Genomic DNA, 21403 nt, shown 5'->3' with positions numbered 1-21403 from the left:
TTTCACACTATCCTCTTATTTCTGGGCGACTTTGTCGCACTCTTTACGCTGACTTTTTAGTATTTTTATTTTATCACACCGTATAGTACGCGGTCAATTATGGGTTTTTAATGGAAAAACGCATAAATATTTTCTGCCACCTTTTCCGTAATGCCGTCCACCTTCATCAGCTCCTCCACCGGTGCCGTGCGGATTTTTTCAATGTCTAAGAAATGCTTCATCAGTGCCTTTCTTCTTGCCGGACCAATACCGTCAATACCGTCTAATACCGAATGAACCTGTGCCTTGCTTCGCAGGCTTCTGTGATACGTAATGGCAAAACGGTGTGCTTCGTCCTGAATCCTTGTAATCAGCTTAAACCCTTCACTGTTCCTGTCAATTGGAATTTCTATATTATTATAGTAGAGTCCGCGGGTTCTGTGATTGTCGTCTTTGACCATGCCGCACACCGGAATGTGTAAATCCAGCTCCTTTAAAACCTCCAGTGCAATATTGACCTGTCCTCTGCCGCCATCCATCATGATAATATCCGGGTATACCGCAAATCCTTCCGACTGCTCTTTTCCGCGCAGAAAACGCCTTGTCAGTACTTCGCGCATACTTTTATAATCGTCCGGTCCTTTCACCGTTTTTATCTTAAATTTTCTGTAATCATTTTTCTTTGGCCGTCCGTTTTCAAAAACAACCATTGAACCAACGGATTCAATACCGCTGGTGTTGGAAATATCATAAGCTTCCGCGCGTACCAGATGCGGCAGGGAAAGCCAGTCTGCAATTTCCTGCATTGCACCGACTGTCCGCTGTTCTTCCCGTTTAATCTTTTCCGTATCCTGAAGCAGCACCATCTGTGCATTTTTATATGCCAGCTCCACGAGTTTTTCCTTTGTGCCTTTTTTCGGTGTCACAACAGACACCTTGCGCTTTTTCATACTGCCGAGCCACTCGCTGATAATCTGCGCATCTTCAATTTCTTCCTGTAGCATTACTACATTTGGAATATAGGGTGTCCCGCCGTAATACTGCTTTAAAAATCCGCTGATAATATCACTTCTGGTATCACCTTCCGCCACGCTCATATGAAAATGATCCCTGCCGAGAAGCTTTCCGCTGCGGATATAAAAAATCTGTACCACCGCATCCGTGCCGTCACTTGCACACGCCACCACGTCACGGTCGGTTTCGTCATCTGCCGTAATTTTCTGCTTCTGTGCCACCTGCTTAACACTTTGGATTAAATCCCGGAAGCGCGCCGCTTCTTCATATTCGAGTTTTTCCGCGCAGTCATTCATCTGCGCCGTCAGCTGTTTTAAAATTTTATCATAATTGCCGTTTAAAAATTCCAGCACACTATCTACGTTTTTTCTGTATTCGATTTCAGAAATGTATCCCTGGCACGGCGCACTGCACTGCCCGATATGGTAATTCAGGCATGGGCGCTGTTTCCCCTCATCTTTTGGCAGATTGCGGCTGCACGTTCTGATTTTATAGAGCTTGCAGAGCAGTTCAATCGTGTCCTTGACCGCCCCTGCCGAAGTATACGGGCCAAAGTATCTGCCCGCACCATGCTTCATATCCCTTGAAAATAAAACTCTCGGATACGCTTCACCTGTCGTAACTTTGATAAACGGATAGGTTTTATCGTCCTTTAACATCGTATTATACTTCGGGCGGTGCTCCTTAATCAGGTTGCACTCCAAAACCAGCGCTTCCAGTTCGGAATCTGTAATAATATACTCAAAATAAGCGATGTGCGAAACCATTTTCTTTATTTTGGACGAATGATTCCGGCTGCTTTGAAAATACTGCCGCACCCTGTTTTTCAGGCTCACAGCTTTTCCCACATAAATAATCGTATCCGTATTGTCATGCATAATATAAACTCCCGGCTTTGCCGGGAGTTTCTTTAACTCATCTTCTAAATCAAACATACCTCTCCTTATTTAAAACAACCATATATACTTAAAATACAGTCTTTCCCAAAATCCAAGCTTTTGTTCTATGGCATTGCGGATATTCTGCATATCCCTGCGGTACTCGCGGTACTCCTGCTCACTGACCGGTATTTCGGAAAATGAACACCGCAGTACCAGATCAAAAATCCGTTTGATATGATTTTCCTTAAAAATTTCCGATGCCTCGGTCAGATAGCCCGCATACGCTTCGTACTCCAGACCGCTTGTTCTGCCATATCCCGCTGTCGCAAGCATTTTTTCAAAACTACGGTAAGCCTCCATCACCATTTCCCGCCGTTCTTCCTGTACCATACTCTTAATATCTGTCTTTCTTTTCTTTGCTGTACGCATCTGTCTGACAGTAAAATACCGTATCAGAATTATAGCAGACATTACTGTAAACAGCAATATCAGTCCGATTGGAATCCAAAGCAGCGGATACTGTTTTACAAGCCGTGTAAAAGCAGATTCTGTCTGCGCCTTCCCCACATGCGTACTACCTGCACTGCTGTCATCCTGTGCCGTGTTATCTGCCTCTCCGGCTGCACCCTGTGAAATTTCCGGAACTGAATCTGTCTGCTGTTCCAACGGCTGTACGGCTGCATCCTGTGTCAGTTCCTGTCCGTCTGTGGAAACTTCTGACGGGCTTTCTGTCTGTAATTCCTGCTGTATATTCTGTCCTTCTCCGGATGATGCGCCTGCTTCTGTGGCTGCACCGGTACTGCCCTGCGCCGATGCCTGCGGTGTCACTTCCACCGTAACCCAGCCGTAACCGTCCATATAGACTTCTACCCATGCATGTGCCGCATTGTCCTTTAAATCCACCTGATATTCAACAACATTTTCTTCCGTCTGCACATTGTCCGATGTCTTTCTTGTCTGTGTCGTCTGTATCGGAACTCCCGACTTTATAGTATCATCTGCCGCCACATATCCTTCGACATATCTTGCCGGAATTCCTGCACAGCGGTACATCAGTACTGCCGCCGTTGCAAAATATGTACAATATCCCTCTTTGCTTTCTGTCAGAAAATATTTTACAAAATCTTCATTTTCCGGCACTTTCCCCGGAAACATATTGTAAGTATAGTTTTGTGAAAGATAATCTTTTACATATTTAATATAATTTTCTTTTTGTTCCGTCGTTGTAACGCTGGTTTCTCCGAGCAGATTTTCAATCACTTCCCGTACATCATACGGCACATCAAGATAATTATTTTTTACCAGATTCTGATAAGAAACCATATTTTTATACAAAGGCGCACCACCGCCAAGATACTCATACCGCAGATACTCCAAAAGATTATTAAAAGCACTGTAACTATTCACACCGGCAATGACATTGGTTCCGTTCTGTGTCGTTCCATCCGTATACCGGAGAATATATGGTACTTTTTTTATCATCTGGTAATAACTGCCCACTGTATTTTCAATATACTGCTGCGCCTGCGCCTGTGTATCCATATAATCCACAAGATTTTCCTTCTGATCGTTTTTTAGTGTACTGCTTAGCAGCTCTGACCACCGGCCTGTATCATAATCCAGCCCGATAAACCTCGGAAAATACTGATTTTTCCCGGTACTTTGCGTAGTCACTGTCAGCAGGGTCTGGTTGCTGTAGCGGATACCATCAATTTTCCCCAGTTCCCCGTTATTAATTCCACCGTTTGCAAGGTCAACATCTGTTTCTAAATCTCCGCCGACCCATGAAAAACGGTTTTTCGCTTCTTCATTTAACACCTGAAATACCTGAAACCGTTCATAGTTTACCGGCGGGCGCACAATAACCGAAACCGTCAGTGCAATCAGACATAAAAACAAAACCATCAGTGACTGCTGTTCCCCGCCTTTTTGCCCCTGCAAAGCCGAAACACCAAGCACGTAGCTGATACACAGAAAAAATGTACAGCTGTCCGGGACTGCTCCCAGCGATACGAATAAAATAAGCAGCGGCAGAATAGAAAGCAGTGTCCCCAGCATACTGTGCAGGTAAATCACAATAACTGCTGCTGCAAATGTCACAAGAACTGCAATAAACAACACCGCTATTGTTTCTTGCATCGGCCGCGCCGCCGTTTCCTTTACGGCAATTCTGCCAAGACTCAGTCCGTATGGCTTTTCAAGGGCTGTCATACAGTCATTATAAATGTGGCAGAATCCGGCTCTTAAAATGCCAAAACTCAAAACGGACAATCCGGCAAATATAATTCCCGTCACGGTTAAAAAATGCTTTTTCCTGCCGTACAGTCCGTACACACAAATAACAGCAGCCGCCAGAATTCCAAAAATCACTGCCATATCCGACACTTGAAAAAGGGCGCATGAAGTCAGCACCCTTATAATTCCATATGATCCGATTGTTGTAAGAAGCATTCTTACGATGTAACTGATTTCACGATTTTCTTCCATGCTGTCTTACCCCTTGTTTCTAATTTCTGTCCCTTATATCTTTTCCCAAAGTTCATCGATCAGTTCCTGTAACTGTATCTTTTCCACATTGACAATTCTTACTTTGTTATTCTCATAGCTTCCTGCTGTCACAAATAATGCCTGCTGTCCCTGTGCTTCAATGTCCTTTAAATATACCGCCGCTGCATGCTCTCCTGCCCTGCTGCTGCATGGAATCTGCATCAGCCGTATCATGGCACGGTTTAATTCTGTCCGGTCATGGACTTCCAGATACTCTGCACTTTGTTTCTGTCCGTTCCATGCAAGAATCAGCGTATTCACCTCATTTTCAACGTATAAATTGGCAATGGAAGCCACTGCTGTATAGACTGCATCCATTCGGCTCCTGTACTGCGCTGTGTTCAAAATGCTTAAATCCACAAGAATCACTTTTTTTACATCAATCTGTTCTCCATACTGCCGCACAATCAAATCATCTGTACGAAGGCTTAAATTCCAGTGGATATGGTTTAAATTATCACCAGGACGGAACGCCCGCAAATCCAGAATATCCGAATCATCATCTGCTACCGCTGAATAGCGGTATTCCTGCTGTTTTTCCATCCCCGTCCTGATCCGCGTGGATAAAACCGGCTCCGGCAGTACGGCAAGCTGGCAGCTTCCGCGAAAATTCTTTTGTGTACCAATCAGCCCCAGATAATCCTGCAAAAATACTTTTTCAATGTCAATTTGTGCGATGCCGCAGTGCTTTGGACTAAATTCCGCCATTGTCTGCTGTACTTTTTCCGTAACTCCGTCACATTGCAGCATTTCCTTTTCATTTCCCGGAGTATTCAGATAGACCACGCCAATCTGAAACTGCTGTTTCCCTAAAAATATCACATGGCGGTTTACGGCCTTAATGCACACTGTCACCAGCTGTCCGGGATGCACTTCCTTCTGTGGAATGTTCAGATACAGCTTTAATCCGTTTGCCGCCAGTTCAAACAGCACCCCGGAAATCGCCGGAACAACAATCAGCAGTACCAGCAGCAGAAAGAACTGGTATTCGACATAGATGACATTCAGCCAGAATACCCCCAGCAGACAGACGATATACAAAAGTCTTCTTTTTCTCATTTAAACGACCCTTTTCACATCCAGTTTCGGCACGGAAACGGTTTCAAGCACATTTTTTAATGCCGTTTCTGCCGTCACATTTCCATTTCTCAATCCGTTATCCACAATAATACGGTGTGCCGCAGCATCCATTAATACATACTGGATATCCGACGGCAGCACATAAGTATGTCCGCGTAAGAACGCTTCCGCCTTGGCAATCGCAAGCACCGCGATACTTCCTCTCGGACTGATGCCCTGTAAAATCTCTGGGCTGTTTCTCGTTGCCTTTGCAATCCGCGCCACATAATCATAAACCCTGTCATCGACATAGATTTGTTCCACATAAGCCTGCATTGCCATTAATTCTTCTGCTGTCAGCACCTTTTCCGAAATAATTTTCGGACTGCCGTTTGTCTTATTTTTTAAAATGGCAATTTCATCTTCCACGGTCGGATATCCCAGTGATATCTGAATCATAAAACGGTCAAGCTGGGATTCCGGAAGTTTCTGTGTTCCGATTGAACCAAACGGATTCTGTGTTGCCATGACCATAAACGGCTTTGGCAGCTCAATGCTTTGGCTGTCCACCGTCACCCTGCGCTCCTCCATCACCTCTAACAGCGCAGACTGGGTCTTTGGCGAGGTTCTGTTAATTTCATCTGCCAGTAAAATATTGCACAGCACAGCTCCCGGCTTGTACTCAAACTGCCCTGTCTGACGGTTGTATAAGTTAAATCCCGTCAGATCCGACGGCATAATATCCGGTGTAAACTGCAGCCGGTTACATTCCAATCCCAGTGCCTTTGAAAATGCCAGCGCCATCGTTGTCTTTCCGACCCCCGGAATATCTTCAATCAGAATATGTCCCTTTGCTAAGATTGCCATCAGCAGTTTGCAGATAGCCTCATCTTTGCCGACAACTGTCTTTTTGACTTCATATACAACCTGTTTTGCCTTTTTTAAATAAAATTCTAATTCTTCCATCTCGTTTGGCATACTCTCCTCACATTCTGCCGTATCTTCCTGTATTCATTCTGCCTGTGGATTTTTAGCCTTTCTTTAATCCGGAAAGCGTGTCATAAGCCACGACATTTGTTTTGCATGAAACATTGTGATACCGCAGCTTTCCTGCGTTATTCTCATAATCGTTTTCACAGCCGTTGATACACAGTGCCAGTCCGTCCTGCGATAAATACCATGCATCCGTATCTGCAATCGTCTGTAATTCCTGTTCTGTCTGTCCGATACCGATCCATTCTTTTTCCAGCCCTGACAAGTCATTTTCTTCAAAAAGTTCATTTAAAGAGAGCTTCTTTCCTGTCTTTGCATTAAAATTCCCACCATAAACAGCATTGGTCATTACCGTAACATACGCCCCATCTTTATCGTATGCTGTATAACTCTCCGAATAATTTTCATAAATTGACACCAGATTATTTTCCGGTGCGGTCACATCGTTTAATGCCGAACAATGATATGAAATCTTTACCGGAATATCCAAATCCTTTACAAAGGCAACATTCTTAAACTGTGTCTGCGCCTGTGTTTTTAACTGTTCGATTCTGTCCTCGTAATAGCGCGTAACAGACTCCACCTCTGTTCCCTGATAATAAATTTTCGGATACGTATAACTAAACTGTATCTGTCTGTCCGATACGCTGTCTGACCCGGATGCTTTTAATGGCAGATAAGAACAGTCTGTACAAATCTGAACCGTAATATCGTCGCTTAGCTGTGTTTTTGATACTGATCTTATTGTATCATCCGTCAGCACATTTGTCATCGGTTCGACCCTGGAATTTGTCTGCTGCGGTATCAGTCCTGCCGCAGTGACAACAAGAAACATTACCGCCGCGGCTGCCAGGGGAAATAAAATCGCCGTCTTTACCGCCGGACGTTTCTTCACCTGCACACACTCTGTATAACCCTGACTTTTTTCGTCATCTTCAAACATGCCGGACTCATCCAAAATCACCTGAATCTGGCGCTTCATTTCCTGTTCACCCGGATATTTAATCCTACTCATAATCACTCAGCTCCTTTCTCATCTTTCTCACCATGGAGTAATAGCGGTTTTTTACAGCAGTTTTTGTTACCCCCGTAATCGTACTGACTTCTTCAAATGTGTAACCCTGCTGTGCTTTCAGGTTAAATATCTTCTGGTTTTGTACTTCCTCTTTTTCAAGTAATTGCTCTACCCGCTGTGTTGCCATGCGGTTTGTCACACGTTCCTCAAGATTGTGCGCATCTTCTTTATCATAATCGTCCAAAATTTCAGTCATAAGCATTTCATGGTGCTGGCGGCTTCTCATGTAATCAATCACTTTATTGCAGGCAATTCTTGTAATCCACGTCTTAAAGGACGCCTTTTTACTGTCAAACTGATATAGATTTTTTAATATCTGTATAAATGCTTCCTGCGTAAGGTCTTTTGCAAGCTCCTCATCTGAAGTTTTTAAGTAAATCTCTTTATATATTCTTTTATAATGCCGTTCAACCAGCAGTTCACCTGCCTCACGGTCTTTCCCCTGTAATATGCGCCTGATAAGCGTTTCATCTGTTTCAAACACTTCCTGCCACCTCCTCTTATTCTTTATACGAAACCGGACATGATATAGTTGCAAAAAAAATGCCGTATTTTCATATATTCTATGAAAAATACGGCATTTATGAAAGGAGAAACGTAAAATGGAAAATTTATTTTTCCGTTATAAGCTTATTGATTAGAAATCTACTTCTGTGTCATAATAGCAGCACTTCAGTAATTTCTCCATTTCTTCCTGATTTGGCTGACGAGGATTAGAACCTGTACAGGCATCAAGAATTGCGTTTGCTGCAATTTCAGGAAGCTTCTTTAAGAACTCATCTTCCGGTACAATACCTTCTTCTGCCGGAAGTCCGCCTTCACCATAATGCTTGATGCAGTGCGGGATATTGAGTTCATCATTCATCTTGCGGAGCAGTTCGATGAGTTTATCAATCTTTTCTTCTGTTGTATTACCGCCTAAGTGAATGAAATCTGCAATTTCTGCATATCTCTTGGCAGCTTCCTCATTCTTGGCATTGTATTTGATAACCTTTGGCAGATACATTGCATTGGCAGCACCGTGGATAATATGTCCGCCTTCAAATGCAGCACCGGTCTTATGTGCCATTGAATGAACGATACCGAGTAATGCGTTGGAGAATGCCATACCTGCAAGACACTGTGCGTTGTGCATAGAATCACGGGCTGCCATATCTCCGTTGTATGACTTAATCAGTGTTTCATGAATCATCTTAATTGCATGAAGTGCCAGTGGGTCTGTATAATCGCAGTTTGCGGTTGATACATACGCTTCAATGGCATGTGTCATCGCATCCATACCTGTATGGGCTACCAGCTTTACAGGCATTGTTTCAGCCAGTTCAGGGTCTACGATTGCAACATCCGGTGTAATTTCAAAATCAGCCAGCGGATACTTAATACCTTTTTCGTAATCTGTGATAACTGAGAATGCCGTAACTTCCGTTGCTGTACCGGATGTAGAAGATACTGCACAGAAATGTGCTTTTTTACGAAGCTTCGGCATACCGAATACCTTGCACATTTCTTCAAATGTAATGTCAGGATATTCATATTTTACCCACATTGCCTTTGCTGCATCAATCGGAGAACCGCCGCCAATCGCTACAATCCAGTCCGGTCCGTATTCTTCCATAACCTTAGCACCCTTCATGACAGTGTCTACTGACGGGTCGGATTCGATGCCCTCAAACAGTTTTACTTCCATTCCTGCTTCTTTTAAGTAGTCTTCTGCCTTCTGTAAGAAGCCGTTGCGCTTCATAGAACCGCCGCCTACACAGATAATGGCTTTCTTACCTTCCAGTGTCTTTAATGCCTCTAATGATCCTTTTCCGTGATATAAGTCTCTTGGTAATGTAAAACGTGTCATAACTCAAAATCCTCCATATACTATGTATTTTGTTGAATGTCCCCGCAGGACTTTGTTAATTTTTCAACAATCTTGAGTTTATTATAGTATTATCTGCTGTGAATTGCAAGTGTTTTTTTTGAATTTTTTGTATGTTTTACATAAATTTTTCAATACTTTTATAAAACAGATTTTACAGCCGCTACAACATTTTCCGTTGTAAATCCGAATTTTTCAAACAGTGATGCCGCAGGACCGGATGCGCCAAAGCCTGTCATGGAAACAACTTTGCCGTCTAAGCCCACGTAACGGTACCAGCCGAAGTCTGAAAGCGCTTCGACCGCAACTCTCTTCCGGCATGCCTTCGGAAGAACGGATTCCTTGTATTCTGCTGTCTGTTCTTCAAATGCTTCCATACTCGGCATACTGACAACACGCACGTCCACGCCGTCTTTTGCAAGTTCTGCCTTTGCATTAACTGCCAGTTCTACTTCCGAACCACTGGCAATAATGATGGCATCCGGCACTTCCTTCTTAGAATCCTCTAAGATATAGCCACCCTTTAATGCTTCCTTTGAAGAACCCTGCATCTGTGAAAGATTCTGTCTTGTCAGCACAAGTGCTGTCGGCTGGTCTTTTGAAGTAACTGCACGGTACCATGCCGCTGCGGTTTCTGTTCTGTCACACGGTCTGTATACACAGAAATTTGGCAGGGAGCGGAATGCCGCAAGCTGTTCAACCGGTTCGTGTGTCGGTCCGTCTTCTCCGACACCGATGCTATCATGTGTAAAGATAAATGTCAGCGGCAGATTCATTAATGCGGACAGTCTTGCCATTGGCTTTGTATAATCACTGAATACAAAGAATGTCGCTACAAATGCCTTTAATCCGCCATGCAGTGCAAGTCCGTTGCCGATTGCCGCCATCGCCTGTTCCCTGACGCCGAAATGCAGATTGGTACCTGCATAATTGTCTTTTGAAAAATCACCGGCATCCTTCATGTTTGTCTTATTGGACGGTGCAAGGTCGGCTGAACCGCCAATCAGGTTTGGCATGAACTGTTTAATTTCATTTAAAATGCTGCCGGATGTGCTTCTGGTCGCTTCCGGTTTTTCTGCTTTCTTCCAGTAATCTTCTGAATCAAACAGCTTTGATAAATCATATCCGTTGTAATAAGCATCCCATTTTTCTGCCATATCCGGATATTCTTTTCTGTACTTTTCAAATAATACATTCCATTCATCTTCAACTGCTGCTTTCTTCTTGGCAGCTTCGTTGAAATGATCATATACTTCCTGCGGAACAGTAAATGCTTCCTTGCAAGGCCACTCTAAATATTCCTTTAAAGCCGCAACATTTTCTTCACCGAGCGGTTCACCGTGTGCGCTTGCCTTACCCTGCTTTGCAGGACAGCCATAGCCGATCACCGTATTGACCTTAATCATTGTCGGACGGGTTGTATCTGCTTTTGCCGCTTCAATCGCTGCAGCAATTTCTGCAAGATTGTTGCCGTCTTTAACTTCAAGTGTCTGGAAGCCGAATGCTTCAAAACGCTTTGTTACGTCTTCCGTAAATGCAATATCGGTGCTTCCTTCAATAGAAATGTTGTTGGAATCATAAAATACAATCAGCTTATGCAGTCCTAATGTTCCTGCGAGTGAAAATGCTTCTGATGAAATACCTTCCATCATACAGCCGTCACCGCCAAGTACATAAGTATAGTGGTCTACAATATCGTAACCGTCTTTGTTAAATACAGCGGCAAGATGTGCTTCTGCCATTGCCATACCGACTGCCATTGCCATACCCTGTCCAAGCGGGCCTGTCGTTGCTTCAATACCAACGGTATGACCGTATTCCGGATGTCCCGGTGTCAATGAACCCAGCTGTCTGAAATTCTTTAAGTCTTCCATAGAAAGATTTCCGTAGCCAAACAAATGTAATAAAGAATATAACAGCATCGAGCCGTGTCCTCCTGAGAGTACAAAACGATCTCTGTTTGCCCATTCCGGGTCTGCCGGATTGTGGTTCATATGGTTTGTCCATAATTCATATGCCATCGGTGCTGCGCCAAGCGGCAGTCCCGGATGTCCTGATTTTGCTTTCTGAATCGCTTCTGCTGATAACACACGGATTGTATTTACTGACAGTTCCTCTATGTTCTTCATAATGATTCATTTCCTCCATTTCTTATTGTGTGCCTGTACCGGCATTTTTATTTTTTTTTATCAATCTTTAAAATCTGCTTCAACAAGGATGGTAACATCTCCGTTTTCGCCGCGTTTTCTCTTTAAACCGCCAAAAAATCTTTTTGAGCCGCGTTTTTCTGCTTTTACAATTGCGTGATTGATAATTTCCTTAATATCATCCATACGGATATTATCTACATTATTGCGTAATTTATCAATCTTTAAATAAAGTTCCAGCAGCGCATCATCACTGACTTCATACTGGCGTTTTCTTGCAAATTTTCTTGCCATTTCAACCAGTTCATTGACCGTGTACTGTTTTAACACGATGCGATGATTAAACTTCTGTGTCATTTCCGGGTTAAAATTCAGCAGTACATTCATTTCTGCATCCGAATCCTCCAGAATAACAATCATACGTTCCGTATCCTGTTCCAGACATTCCAGCATTTCACTCATACGCTTCGGCTGGATTGCCCCCGCACCTTCAACAATCAGTGCGGTGCCTTTTAACTTATTCATCGCCTTTGCCAGTCCACGGTTATTGATACTGTCACCGGTCGTCTTTGCAATCTTACGTGTGTGTTCCGGATACAGGTAATTCACCGCACGCACAATGGCTCTTGCAAGATCAGACTTATCTGAGCTTGAATTACCGGAAATGATAATATTGCCGACCTGCGACGTTGAAATCGCCATTTCCTGTTCAAGGCTTTCAAAATATGCTGCCAGCTGGCTTTCCAGTCCCGGCATTTCACGGTATTTTCTGAAAATCTTTGCAAGTTCTCCGCTTAACTTCTTTTCTTCATCAATTTCCGTGCCTTCGCCCATGCCGGTGTAAACTTTCTCCTGCTGTACGGCACTGGCAAGCTTTGCACTGCTGATTGCTTCCAGCGGATTCATATCGGAAAGATGGTCTTCCATCGGCGGAAGCTGCTGTGTATTTAATGAAACTTCCTCACTGACAGCCGCCCGCTGTCTTTGCGCCGCTTCCTGCTCTGCCGCACGCTGTGCCTGTTCTCTTTGTGCTGCTTCTTCCGCCAACCGCTGGGCTTCTGCCTGCTGCGCTGCTTCCTGTTCGGCTATACGCTGTGCTTCAGCTTTCTTTGCAGCTTCCCGCTTGGCTTCTTCAGCTGCACGCTGTGCTTCGGCTAACCGTCTGGCTTCTGCCTCGGCTCTTGCTTTCTGGGCTTCTTCCATGCGCCTCTGAATCTGTACTTCGGCCTCCGCTTTTCTTCTTGCTTCTTCCTCTGCCTGCTGACGACGGACATCCTGTGCTGCTGCTTCTTCTAAGTGTACGGTTGCTTTTCCGGTACGGATTGCAAGATCGGTCTTTGCTGCCTGTAACATCACCTGTGCGTGTGCATGGCGGCTTGCTTCTTTTTCATCAAAGGCTTTGCCTGCTGCCTGTGCCGCTGCTTTCTGCTCAACCATAATGCGCTCGTATGCCGCACTCTTTTCGTCCTTCTCATCTAACATCTTTTCCAGCTCTGTCTTTGAGAATTCCCTTGTATTCTGCTTTCCGTATTTTTCTTCACGGACCGCTTCTAACCAGTCTGCAAGGCTTAACTGACCTTCAATCTGTTCATCTTCCTGACTTTCACCGGCCGTTTCTTCCTGCTTCGCCGGCTGAGGACGCAGTGCCTCTGCCTCTGCTTTTTCTTCCTCCATGAATTCACTTAAATTTTTAGCGAGTGCCGCCTGTAAATTTTGTGTATCATACGGATTGTTATATGCCGGAATGTCCACTTTAATCTCTACTTCATCTGCCGGTTCTTTGACCGTATTTACAGCCTTCTGCCGGAATGAATCCTCTTTACCTGATAAATCGCCGCAGCTGTCTTCCAGTTTCTTCTTTGCATCTTCTATCAGTTCACGTAAAGATGAGGATGCCTTGTCAATACTTTCAGACAAATCCACCGTTGTATCAGCTTCCTTTTTTTCTGCTTTTGGTGCGGTATCCGTCACTGTCTTTTCTTTTACAAATTCTTCCGCTGAAAATACCGGTTCTTCCGGTGTTTTTTCTGTATCCTGCGCACCGGTGTTCTCATATGTATCGGAATCATCGGATTCGTCATCATCTTCATAGCCTATTTCGCGCATATCTTCTTCTGACTGCGCCCGCGAATGAAATGCTTTCTTAAAGAAAGATTTAATGCCACGGGTACTTTCATCGTCTTCCGGCAGAATAATATCATCGTCCGCATCACTTTCTGCTTCTTCCACCGCTTCTTCAATTTCATCGCTCTGGATTGCCGCAAGCTGCTTTTGTTCCTCAAACATGATTTCTCTGGTTGCTTCTATATCCTGCTTCTGATTCTTAATATCCTTTAAGATTTTTTTCTGTGTATTGGTCAGTTCAACGCCAAATTCCTGCTTTAACTGAATCGCCTTCTCCACATACTGTCCGTCCTGAAACCACAGTACAATATCATCACAGGTCTTGATACATTCTTCTTTTCTGCCTGTTTTGGCATATAACTTTGCCAGTTCAAACATATACTTTTCATCAATTTCATGCTCTTTGTAGTCCTCTAAGATTTCTACAAGTTCATTATCCGAGGCATTCTGTGCCTTTCTTAAATCAAAATACAAAAGAAAACGATTGACATCATGCGGTGACATCTTTTCATATTCTTCATAAAGTTCCTCTGCCGTTTCAAAATCTTCCAGCTTAATGAGCAGCTCCGCCAGCTTATAAACCAGCTTTCTGCCGCCTAAATTTCTGTTGTATGCAAGAATTGCCATATCTCTTGCTTCCAGATAATCCCCTGCTGCTTCCTGTACGTTAATAACAGTTGCCAGCGTGGACCAGTCCTTCACCTTCTGCCAGTTCATTTCCTTGGCAATCGCTGCCGCCTCCTGAAATGACTTCTTGGCAGCAAGCTTTTTAATTTGATCTACTTTTATATTAAATTCATACTTATCCAAAACAAACGCCACCTTTACTGTATATATCAAATAAATGATTTAAACATATTCTATTCAAGTTTATCACAGCGCAGTATTCTTGTAAACTCTTTTAAAAAGAAATGCCAACGTTGAGGCGTTTTTTGCCTATAGCGCCTATATAAAGTCGAATACTGCCTGCTCATAATCCATGCGCGTATATTCAAGTTCCTCATTTTTTGTACGGCTGTAGTAATCGACAACAACCGTCTGCTGCCGGTTATGTACAAGCTTCTGTCCTAAAATGTAATTGACATCAAATCTTCCCGTAATCGCCGGGGTTGCACCTCGTGCCGGAACAATGAGCTGCACGTGGTTAGTCTTTAACAGCTTAAAAATCGGCTCCCAGATATAAATATCCTTTGCCGCACCGAACGGATTATCAATAAAAATGGTCTTGCCCAGTACACCCGCACTGTCTGCCGGCGCATTGATACTTGAAATATAATGAATTACCGCAATTAAAAACTGAATATAAATACCCTGTGACTGTCCGGTTGAACCCACTGCTTCTTCATACCGCAGATACCGGCTCTGGTCTTTCATGCGCTCTCTTTTATAAAGACTTACGCGGATGGCGTTCATATCGGTTACAATCACGGCAAAAAGGCGTTTCCAGCTTAACCGGTTGCGGATATATTTTAACCGCTCCTGTGTATTGTCAAAGCTTTCCGCCATCAGGACCGTTTCGTCAATGTATGCCGCCATTCTTTCCTTATAATCGGATTCCTTGGCATACGGTACGGACAGCCCGATAATAGAAATAACCTCATTATCCATCGTAATGCTTGAAAGCTTTGGCAGGCGGTCAAGTTCCGTCTTGATATTACAGCAAATCTGGACACACCGGTTTTCAAAGTTATCCTTGATACGCTCCATATCGGAAATCCCTTTGGATACGCGCTCTTTTTCCAGTGCAATCAGCGTATTGGTTTCGGAAAGTCTGGACTTTAACTGCTTCACGGCTTCAATGTCCTTTGGCACATGAACCGACATTTTAATCTCCAATGCCAGTTCTTTTGCATCACATGCCGTCAGTTCTTCCGTCAGCTTATCCTTTTTCTTTAAAAATTCTTCCAGCTTGCGCACCTCAAGCGCACACAGCTTTTCAAATTCTTTCTGTACCGTTTCATAGCCCGAAAAATCTGCTACATTTATGTCTGTATCCTCCGGCTGTCCTGCCATGGTATCTGCATTTTCCGTTTCTGACGCTTCCGGCACTTCAATGCCCGCTTTGGCAACAATTCTTGACAAATCCTTTTCCATTACGAGGAAATCCTGCATTTTTTCTGTCTGGCGTTTCTGCTCTTTTTCCAGTTCTTTGATCTGTCCTGCAATGCTGTCCTTATAATTTTTATGCTGTACAATGAACTGCTCCGGGTTATCACAGTCAAACGCTTCAAAAGCACCGTACTTTTCTTCAATCTGGCTCTTTCCGTGTGCAATACTTCCCTGCAGACGGTTCATTAATGCATTCTGCGCTTCCAGTTCTTCTGCTGCCGCTTTTTCCTGCTGTACCGCCTGCTCACGTTCCTGCTCAAGCGCACGGAGCGCATCATCCGGATTTGGGACAGCTTCTCCCTGTGCCTCTTTTGCCGCAAGTTCTTCCATTGTAAAATGGCGGCGTGCAATTGCCGTACTGCATTTTCCCATTGCCGCACGGTAATGTCTTAATAATTCTTCTTTATCATGCACATCAGCATTTTTTTCATCCAATGCCTTTTTCACTCCCGCAAAGCGGTTCTCCAGCTGTTCTAATGACAGCGCATGTCCGTCAGCATCCGCTAACCCTGCTACCGCACTGCCATCCGCCGCTGACTGCAGCACATGAATTCCTGCGGACTGTCCGCCGTCGGCTTCCACGCTTATATATGCCTGATAACGCTTGTCAAGACGGCTTTGCAGACGGTCATATTCTTCTGCCAGTGCATTTTTGCGCTGTAAGGCGGTCTGTTCTGCCTTTTCCTGCGCCTGCATTTCCTGCTCTTTTAAGAGCTGTTCCTGCTTTGCATCTGCCGCCCTCTGCGTGTATTCCTGCTTTTCACGGTACTGTACAAGAAGACTCTCTGCCAGTTTTGCGCACTTTTGCACGTATGGATACCGCTCCCGGTTTTGTGCCAGCTTTTCCTGCACCTGTGCTTTCCGCTCCCGGCCTTTTTTACGCAGGGCTTCCTCCTGTTCCATTTCTTCCTGTAAACGCTGTGCTTCCTTTTGCAGTTCCTCTAAACGCACAGACAGCGCTTCAAACTCTTTCTTTGCCGGTTCTTCTTCCAGCTTTGAAAGTTCCTGTATGCGCACGTAGTCATTCCAGACAATTTCTTTTCTGTCGGTCAGTCTGACCAGTTTTTCCTGTGCCGCCGCCAGTTCTTCCTGCGCCAGCTTTTCTTCCCGCCCGCGCAGCTTTTCATCCTTTAAAAATGCCATATCCTTTCTAGCATATACAACATACTGTTCATTTTCTGCCGTAAGCTGTGCTTTTGCCGCCTGTGCAGACAATACCGGAATCACATAGGCACTTCTGCCAAAGTCCGCAAGCACCGGGTCTTCTTTGATTCTTGAAAAATCGTTTTCAACAATAAATGCATACTCGGCATATGGGAATGCGGCAAGCACCTGTTTTCTTTCATCTTCCGAAAGCCCCGAAAGCCACTCGCTGCCTTCTTTTACATCTTCTCCGTACCGTCCTGAAAGATAGCTTTTTACCTTCTCCCGGTGTCTTCCGCCCGCACTGAATATCCCGTGCTTCATATTTTCAAGGAACTGCGTAAGCTGCGTACAGTCAGCGGTAAGCTGCTCACATTCCGCTTCCAGTCTGCGGTGGTTATCCAATACAACGCGGCATGCCCGGCGGGTATCCTGTTCCCCATAGACGGCCTTTAACTGTAAAAGCTGCTGCTTTTCTTTCTGTTCCTGTTCTTTTTTGGTTTCCGCCTGTCCTAACTGTTCTGTCAGCAGTTCAATCCGCGCACGGCAGGATGCCTGCTGCTGTCTGCCCTTTGAAAGCAGTGCTTCCACCTGTGAAAGCTGTCCCTCGGTCTGTAAAAGCTGTTCTTCCTGTTCTTTAATTTTCTGTGTGCAGGCACTGTATTCTTCACCTGCCTTTTCCATCACAAGGATTCCTGCCTGTTCCATACAGGCACCCAGTTCTTTTTCTGCCTGTTCAATCTCTTTGGCAGTATGCACTGCAATCTGTTCTGCCGCCGCAGCCCCGCCCAGTAATTCCTGATAATCTGCCTTTGCCTGTGCCGCTTCTTTCTGACACGCCCGGTACTGTGTTTCTGCATTCTGCAATTCTTCACCGGCAGCATTCTTTTTCTGTACAAGCTGTGGCACAATCACCGCTGCCAGTGCATAGAGCTGTTTTGTCAGTTCTTCATCCGTTTGTCCGTTTGCCGCAATGGCTGCCAAAAGTTCATCGTAGAGCTTCTGATACTGTAAATATTCGCGGTATTCTACCAGACTTTCCGTTTCTTCCATCTGCCTTTTTAAGTGTTCTTCCTGTTCCTTAAAATATGCCCGCTTCTTCTCATTTGCAGCAATCAGTTCTTCCATTCCCGCAAGGGAAGCCTGTTCTGTAAGCACTTCTGCAGTCTGGATCATGCGCTGCTGTTTTAATAATTCTTCCTGTAAATGAAGCAGTTCGTCCTTCTGCTTTTCTTCCTGCGCGCGATATCCCGACAGATTTTGTCTGCACTGCATAAGCAGCTTTAACAGCTGTCCCCGCAGATTTCCCTTTTCTTCATATAAAGAGCGGTATCCCAGAATATACTCTGAAAAAGCATCGAGCAGCTCCATCTGTTTATCATAATTGGTAATCTGTGCATTTTTCTTTGACAGTCTGGCAAGCGTATCCTTAATATCAAGCAGTGTCTGTGCCATCTGACCTTCGTCATTGCCCACTGCCAGCTTATTGTGGAAAGATTTCTGGATAATTTCTTCTATTAATAAATCCTCTACAACTTTACGGCTTGTCTTATAATTGGTTTCAAAATATGTTCTTACATGTCCTTCGGTCTTATTGATGCCGCGGATAATTTCCCATTCGCTCTCATACAGCCCATACTTGCTGATAAAACTCTGATATTCGCCCTTTCGGTCAAATATTTTTACCGAAACGTGGAAATCATTATGTTCAAGCTCCCGCAGATACTGCTTTAAACCATTATAAGTAATGCGCTCCCCGTTTTTTGTCAGCGGCAGATTTTTAATATCGTTTTCACCAAACTCCCGGTAAAAAATACAGTAGTTAAAATATTCCACGCTGGCATTGTCACGTCCCGCCGGTGCTTCTTCTGCCGCAGAAAAACGCCCGGATATGCCGTCCGCTTCCGTGCCGTCTGCTTCCGTATCCTTTGCCTTTCTTGCGCAGAATCCCGTTGTCATATATTTATAGCCGTCGTTGTTAGCGGTATCTAACTTCCATTCAATCAATGAGTGGATCACTGTATTGCCGCCGCCCGGACGGAACAGCTTTTCAACCGGCTGTTTTTCATCAAGCGTACAGTTCGGAATCACATTTTGAAGCAGCAGCAGCATTAAAAGACTCTTTCCGCCGCCGTTTGCAAGGTCATAAATCGTGTTACGGCAGTGAAAACGCATCATAAAGTCATCGTAATACTGCGTACCGAAATTGTATTTTACATTGTTTACACGGATTCTGTTAATCTGCGGCATGTTCGTCCCTCTCCTCTCCTGACTGGTCTAACAATTCCATGATTCTTCCTCTGGATTCGTCAAAATAATTTTCAACAACTGCGCGGAAACGGTCTGTCGGATAATACCGCTCCTGATTGTCACTTAATAACTGCTGGCTGACTAAAAAGTTACAGACCAGCTTTACAAAACCCGACTTGGAATTCTTCGCCGCCCTTAATTCCGACAATTCCACGGTTGCCGCCGGCAGGCTGTCCCAGCTTAACGCAAGGCTGCGGAAGCTGTTTTCCTCAATTTCACTTAAAACAAAGCCGTTTTTCTTATCCACAATGCCTGCCGTTGTATCGTCCACCTTGCGGACAATGTCTTCCACGCGGACAAATTCGGCATACGTTGCACTGATGGTATCCGTATAAAACTCCATAATAATATTATAGATGATAAAATACGCCAGATAGAGTTCGCCGTTGGTACGCAGTCCCAGCTCCCGGCGCAGCGCTTCATTGCTGTAGCCAAACAGGCTGCCGTGCGCTTTTGGCGCGGCAAACAGCGAATTATTATATTCATAAACCGAAAGTTCCATTTTCTTTAACGACAACAATACCATATCATACACTTCCGGGTTGGTACTGTATTCCTGATACAGGGCAGCATTTGTCCCCTGCTCGCTTACCGTTTCCCCCGCCGCCAGTTTTGCGGATATTTCCAGTGCCTTTTCTATATTTCTGCTTTCCATTACTTTGTTCCCTTCCGTTCAAACACCAGTTCAGACTGTTCCATTGGCTGTTCGTCCTGCGCTCCTGCGGATTTTGGCGTAATCGTAAAATGTACCGGTTCACGGTCTGCAAATGCGCCGCTTAAAATGTCATCGAGAAAACTCTCGTTTTCCGTCTGACCGCCGATGACATACTCCTGTTTCTGACACAGGTTGACAAAAAAGGAATAGTAATCCGCATTTTTTAAAATATCCGGCGAATACATTCTGCTCATTGCCGCGCCAAATTCCGAAAGCGTAAACGTATCTCTCTTTTCAAATGCCGCCAGCAGATTATTCATTAAAAATGTATAGTTTTTACGAATACGCTGATCTTCCATTTCATCTGCAAACTGAATTTCCTGCGGCGGTTCTTCTTCTACTTTCTCCGCCGCTTCTGCCTGCTTTGGCTTCACGGTCAGTGCCTCGTCAAGTGAATCCAGCGTAAACCGCTTCTTTATATGCGGCAGTAATACCGGTGACAAAAGCTGTTCTAACAATCCCGCATTGTCGCTGCGGATTAAATCTGTCAGAAGCGCCCCAAAATGGATATGGCTTCTTAACCGTCCGAGTTTTGCCCGCTTCACGGCTTCTTCTGTCATCTGCTGCATCTGTGTACATGCCGATAAAAGCTGTCCGTGCCTTGTCATGGCTATCTGTAACTGGCTGTCCAGCTCGTAAATCTCCTTTAAAGTACGGTAATAGCTCTCCGACTGTACCGGTTCGGCTTCCATCTTTGCAAGCGCACCCTCGATAAAATCTTTATTTTTCTTAAACAGCTTTTCTTCTTCATCAAACCAGCGCATACCCGTATGGACAAAATCTTCATACGCTTCAATCCCCGCAAAGACATCTTTGCCGAGCAATTCCATAATCTCATTTTTTCTGCGCTGTAGGCGTGCCACTTCTTCATTAATCCGCACAATCACATCTTTGCCGCCCTGAAAATTCTGTGCCTGTATCATTTTTTCTAAGAGCAGCTGCTGCACACTGATTCTGCTTTCTTCTTTAATTTCTTTCGTATCCAGATAGAATTCAATTGCATCGGAACTGATGGAATACCATACCGTATGGTCACGGATGGCACTTTCCAGTACCTTGATACGTGAAATACATTTTTTCTTTTCAATAGGATCATAATATGGAAATGTAAACGGTCTGCCTTCATTTTTAATTTTATCGAAAATGTAATCGGCAAGTTCTTTGTATTCCTGTGCTGAAAGATTCAGCCCAAAGTCCCGTTTGAGCAATGATGTAATAAAGTCCAGATATTCCGGGTAAGTGACGTCCTTTTCTTTAAAGTTATTCTCCTCAATAAAAAAGCGCAGAATCCCCATGACAATATATCCCATGTCCAGCATTTCATATCTGCCTTCCTGAAACTGGGCAAAGGATACATCCATCAGCTTAAAAAAAGGATAATATTTTTTGAGATTGAGCATACGCTCTTTGTGTTCTGTAATAATATCGTTTAACATAGTA

At 44.3% G+C, this 21403-nt stretch carries 12 protein-coding genes; all 12 read right to left on the bottom strand.

Annotation, left to right across the window (positions count from 1 at the left end; genetic code table 11):
• Positions 1–107 precede the first annotated feature (107 nt).
• Positions 108–1928, bottom strand: a complete 1821-nt coding sequence (gene uvrC / locus LI288_RS06400; protein ID WP_022433171.1) for an excinuclease ABC subunit UvrC — start codon at positions 1926–1928, stop codon at positions 108–110.
• A gap of 12 nt (positions 1929–1940) precedes the next feature.
• Positions 1941–4361: a transglutaminase-like domain-containing protein gene (locus LI288_RS06395; protein ID WP_227089829.1), complete on the bottom strand. Its 2421-nt coding sequence runs from the start codon at positions 4359–4361 to the stop codon at positions 1941–1943.
• A gap of 33 nt (positions 4362–4394) precedes the next feature.
• On the bottom strand, positions 4395–5480 hold the full coding sequence (locus LI288_RS06390; protein WP_227089828.1) for a DUF58 domain-containing protein: 1086 nt from the start codon (positions 5478–5480) through the stop codon (positions 4395–4397).
• Positions 5481–6458: an AAA family ATPase gene (locus LI288_RS06385; protein WP_022433175.1), complete on the bottom strand. Its 978-nt coding sequence runs from the start codon at positions 6456–6458 to the stop codon at positions 5481–5483. It abuts the gene before it with no gap.
• 52 nt (positions 6459–6510) lie between these two features.
• Positions 6511–7488, bottom strand: coding sequence for a hypothetical protein (locus tag LI288_RS06380; RefSeq protein WP_022433176.1), 978 nt, complete (start codon positions 7486–7488; stop codon positions 6511–6513).
• Positions 7481–8032: an RNA polymerase sigma factor gene (locus LI288_RS06375; protein WP_022433177.1), complete on the bottom strand. Its 552-nt coding sequence runs from the start codon at positions 8030–8032 to the stop codon at positions 7481–7483. Before LI288_RS06375 ends, LI288_RS06380 begins: the two co-directional genes overlap by 8 nt.
• A gap of 153 nt (positions 8033–8185) precedes the next feature.
• The gene (locus LI288_RS06370) at positions 8186–9397 is read right to left on the bottom strand and encodes an iron-containing alcohol dehydrogenase (RefSeq protein WP_022433178.1); all 1212 of its coding nucleotides are present in this window, start codon (positions 9395–9397) and stop codon (positions 8186–8188) included.
• Between the two features lie 158 nt (positions 9398–9555).
• Entirely contained in the window at positions 9556–11544 is a 1989-nt protein-coding gene (gene tkt, locus LI288_RS06365) for a transketolase (protein ID WP_227089827.1), read from the bottom strand.
• A 60-nt stretch (positions 11545–11604) separates the two neighbouring features.
• Positions 11605–14496, bottom strand: coding sequence for a tetratricopeptide repeat protein (locus tag LI288_RS06360; protein WP_227089826.1), 2892 nt, complete (start codon positions 14494–14496; stop codon positions 11605–11607).
• A 135-nt stretch (positions 14497–14631) separates the two neighbouring features.
• Positions 14632–19188 (bottom strand): hypothetical protein, encoded by a 4557-nt coding sequence (locus tag LI288_RS06355; RefSeq protein WP_227089825.1) that lies wholly within the window; start codon positions 19186–19188, stop codon positions 14632–14634.
• Complete coding sequence (locus tag LI288_RS06350; RefSeq protein ID WP_022433182.1) at positions 19175–19903, bottom strand: DUF6063 family protein; 729 nt, start codon at positions 19901–19903, stop codon at positions 19175–19177. The genes LI288_RS06355 and LI288_RS06350 overlap by 14 nt, the downstream gene beginning before the upstream one ends.
• Positions 19903–21399 carry a hypothetical protein gene (locus tag LI288_RS06345; RefSeq protein WP_022433183.1) on the bottom strand — a complete coding sequence of 499 codons (1497 nt, stop codon included), beginning with the start codon at positions 21397–21399 and terminating at the stop codon, positions 19903–19905. Before LI288_RS06345 ends, LI288_RS06350 begins: the two co-directional genes overlap by 1 nt.
• Positions 21400–21403 lie beyond the last annotated feature (4 nt).

Source organism: Lachnospira pectinoschiza (genome assembly GCF_020564355.1).
GTDB classification, from domain to species: domain Bacteria; phylum Bacillota; class Clostridia; order Lachnospirales; family Lachnospiraceae; genus Lachnospira; species Lachnospira intestinalis.
This window is presented reverse-complemented; position numbering and strand designations above follow the sequence as displayed.

Coding starts and splice junctions, on each gene's coding strand:
- uvrC (WP_022433171.1), bottom strand. CDS start 1,928: ATGTTTGATTTAGAAGATGAGTTAAAGAAACTCCCGGCAAAGCCGGGA.
- LI288_RS06395 (WP_227089829.1), bottom strand. CDS start 4,361: ATGGAAGAAAATCGTGAAATCAGTTACATCGTAAGAATGCTTCTTACA.
- LI288_RS06390 (WP_227089828.1), bottom strand. CDS start 5,480: ATGAGAAAAAGAAGACTTTTGTATATCGTCTGTCTGCTGGGGGTATTC.
- LI288_RS06385 (WP_022433175.1), bottom strand. CDS start 6,458: ATGCCAAACGAGATGGAAGAATTAGAATTTTATTTAAAAAAGGCAAAA.
- LI288_RS06380 (WP_022433176.1), bottom strand. CDS start 7,488: ATGAGTAGGATTAAATATCCGGGTGAACAGGAAATGAAGCGCCAGATT.
- LI288_RS06370 (WP_022433178.1), bottom strand. CDS start 9,397: ATGACACGTTTTACATTACCAAGAGACTTATATCACGGAAAAGGATCA.
- tkt (WP_227089827.1), bottom strand. CDS start 11,544: ATGAAGAACATAGAGGAACTGTCAGTAAATACAATCCGTGTGTTATCA.
- LI288_RS06355 (WP_227089825.1), bottom strand. CDS start 19,188: ATGCCGCAGATTAACAGAATCCGTGTAAACAATGTAAAATACAATTTC.
- LI288_RS06350 (WP_022433182.1), bottom strand. CDS start 19,903: ATGGAAAGCAGAAATATAGAAAAGGCACTGGAAATATCCGCAAAACTG.
- LI288_RS06345 (WP_022433183.1), bottom strand. CDS start 21,399: ATGTTAAACGATATTATTACAGAACACAAAGAGCGTATGCTCAATCTC.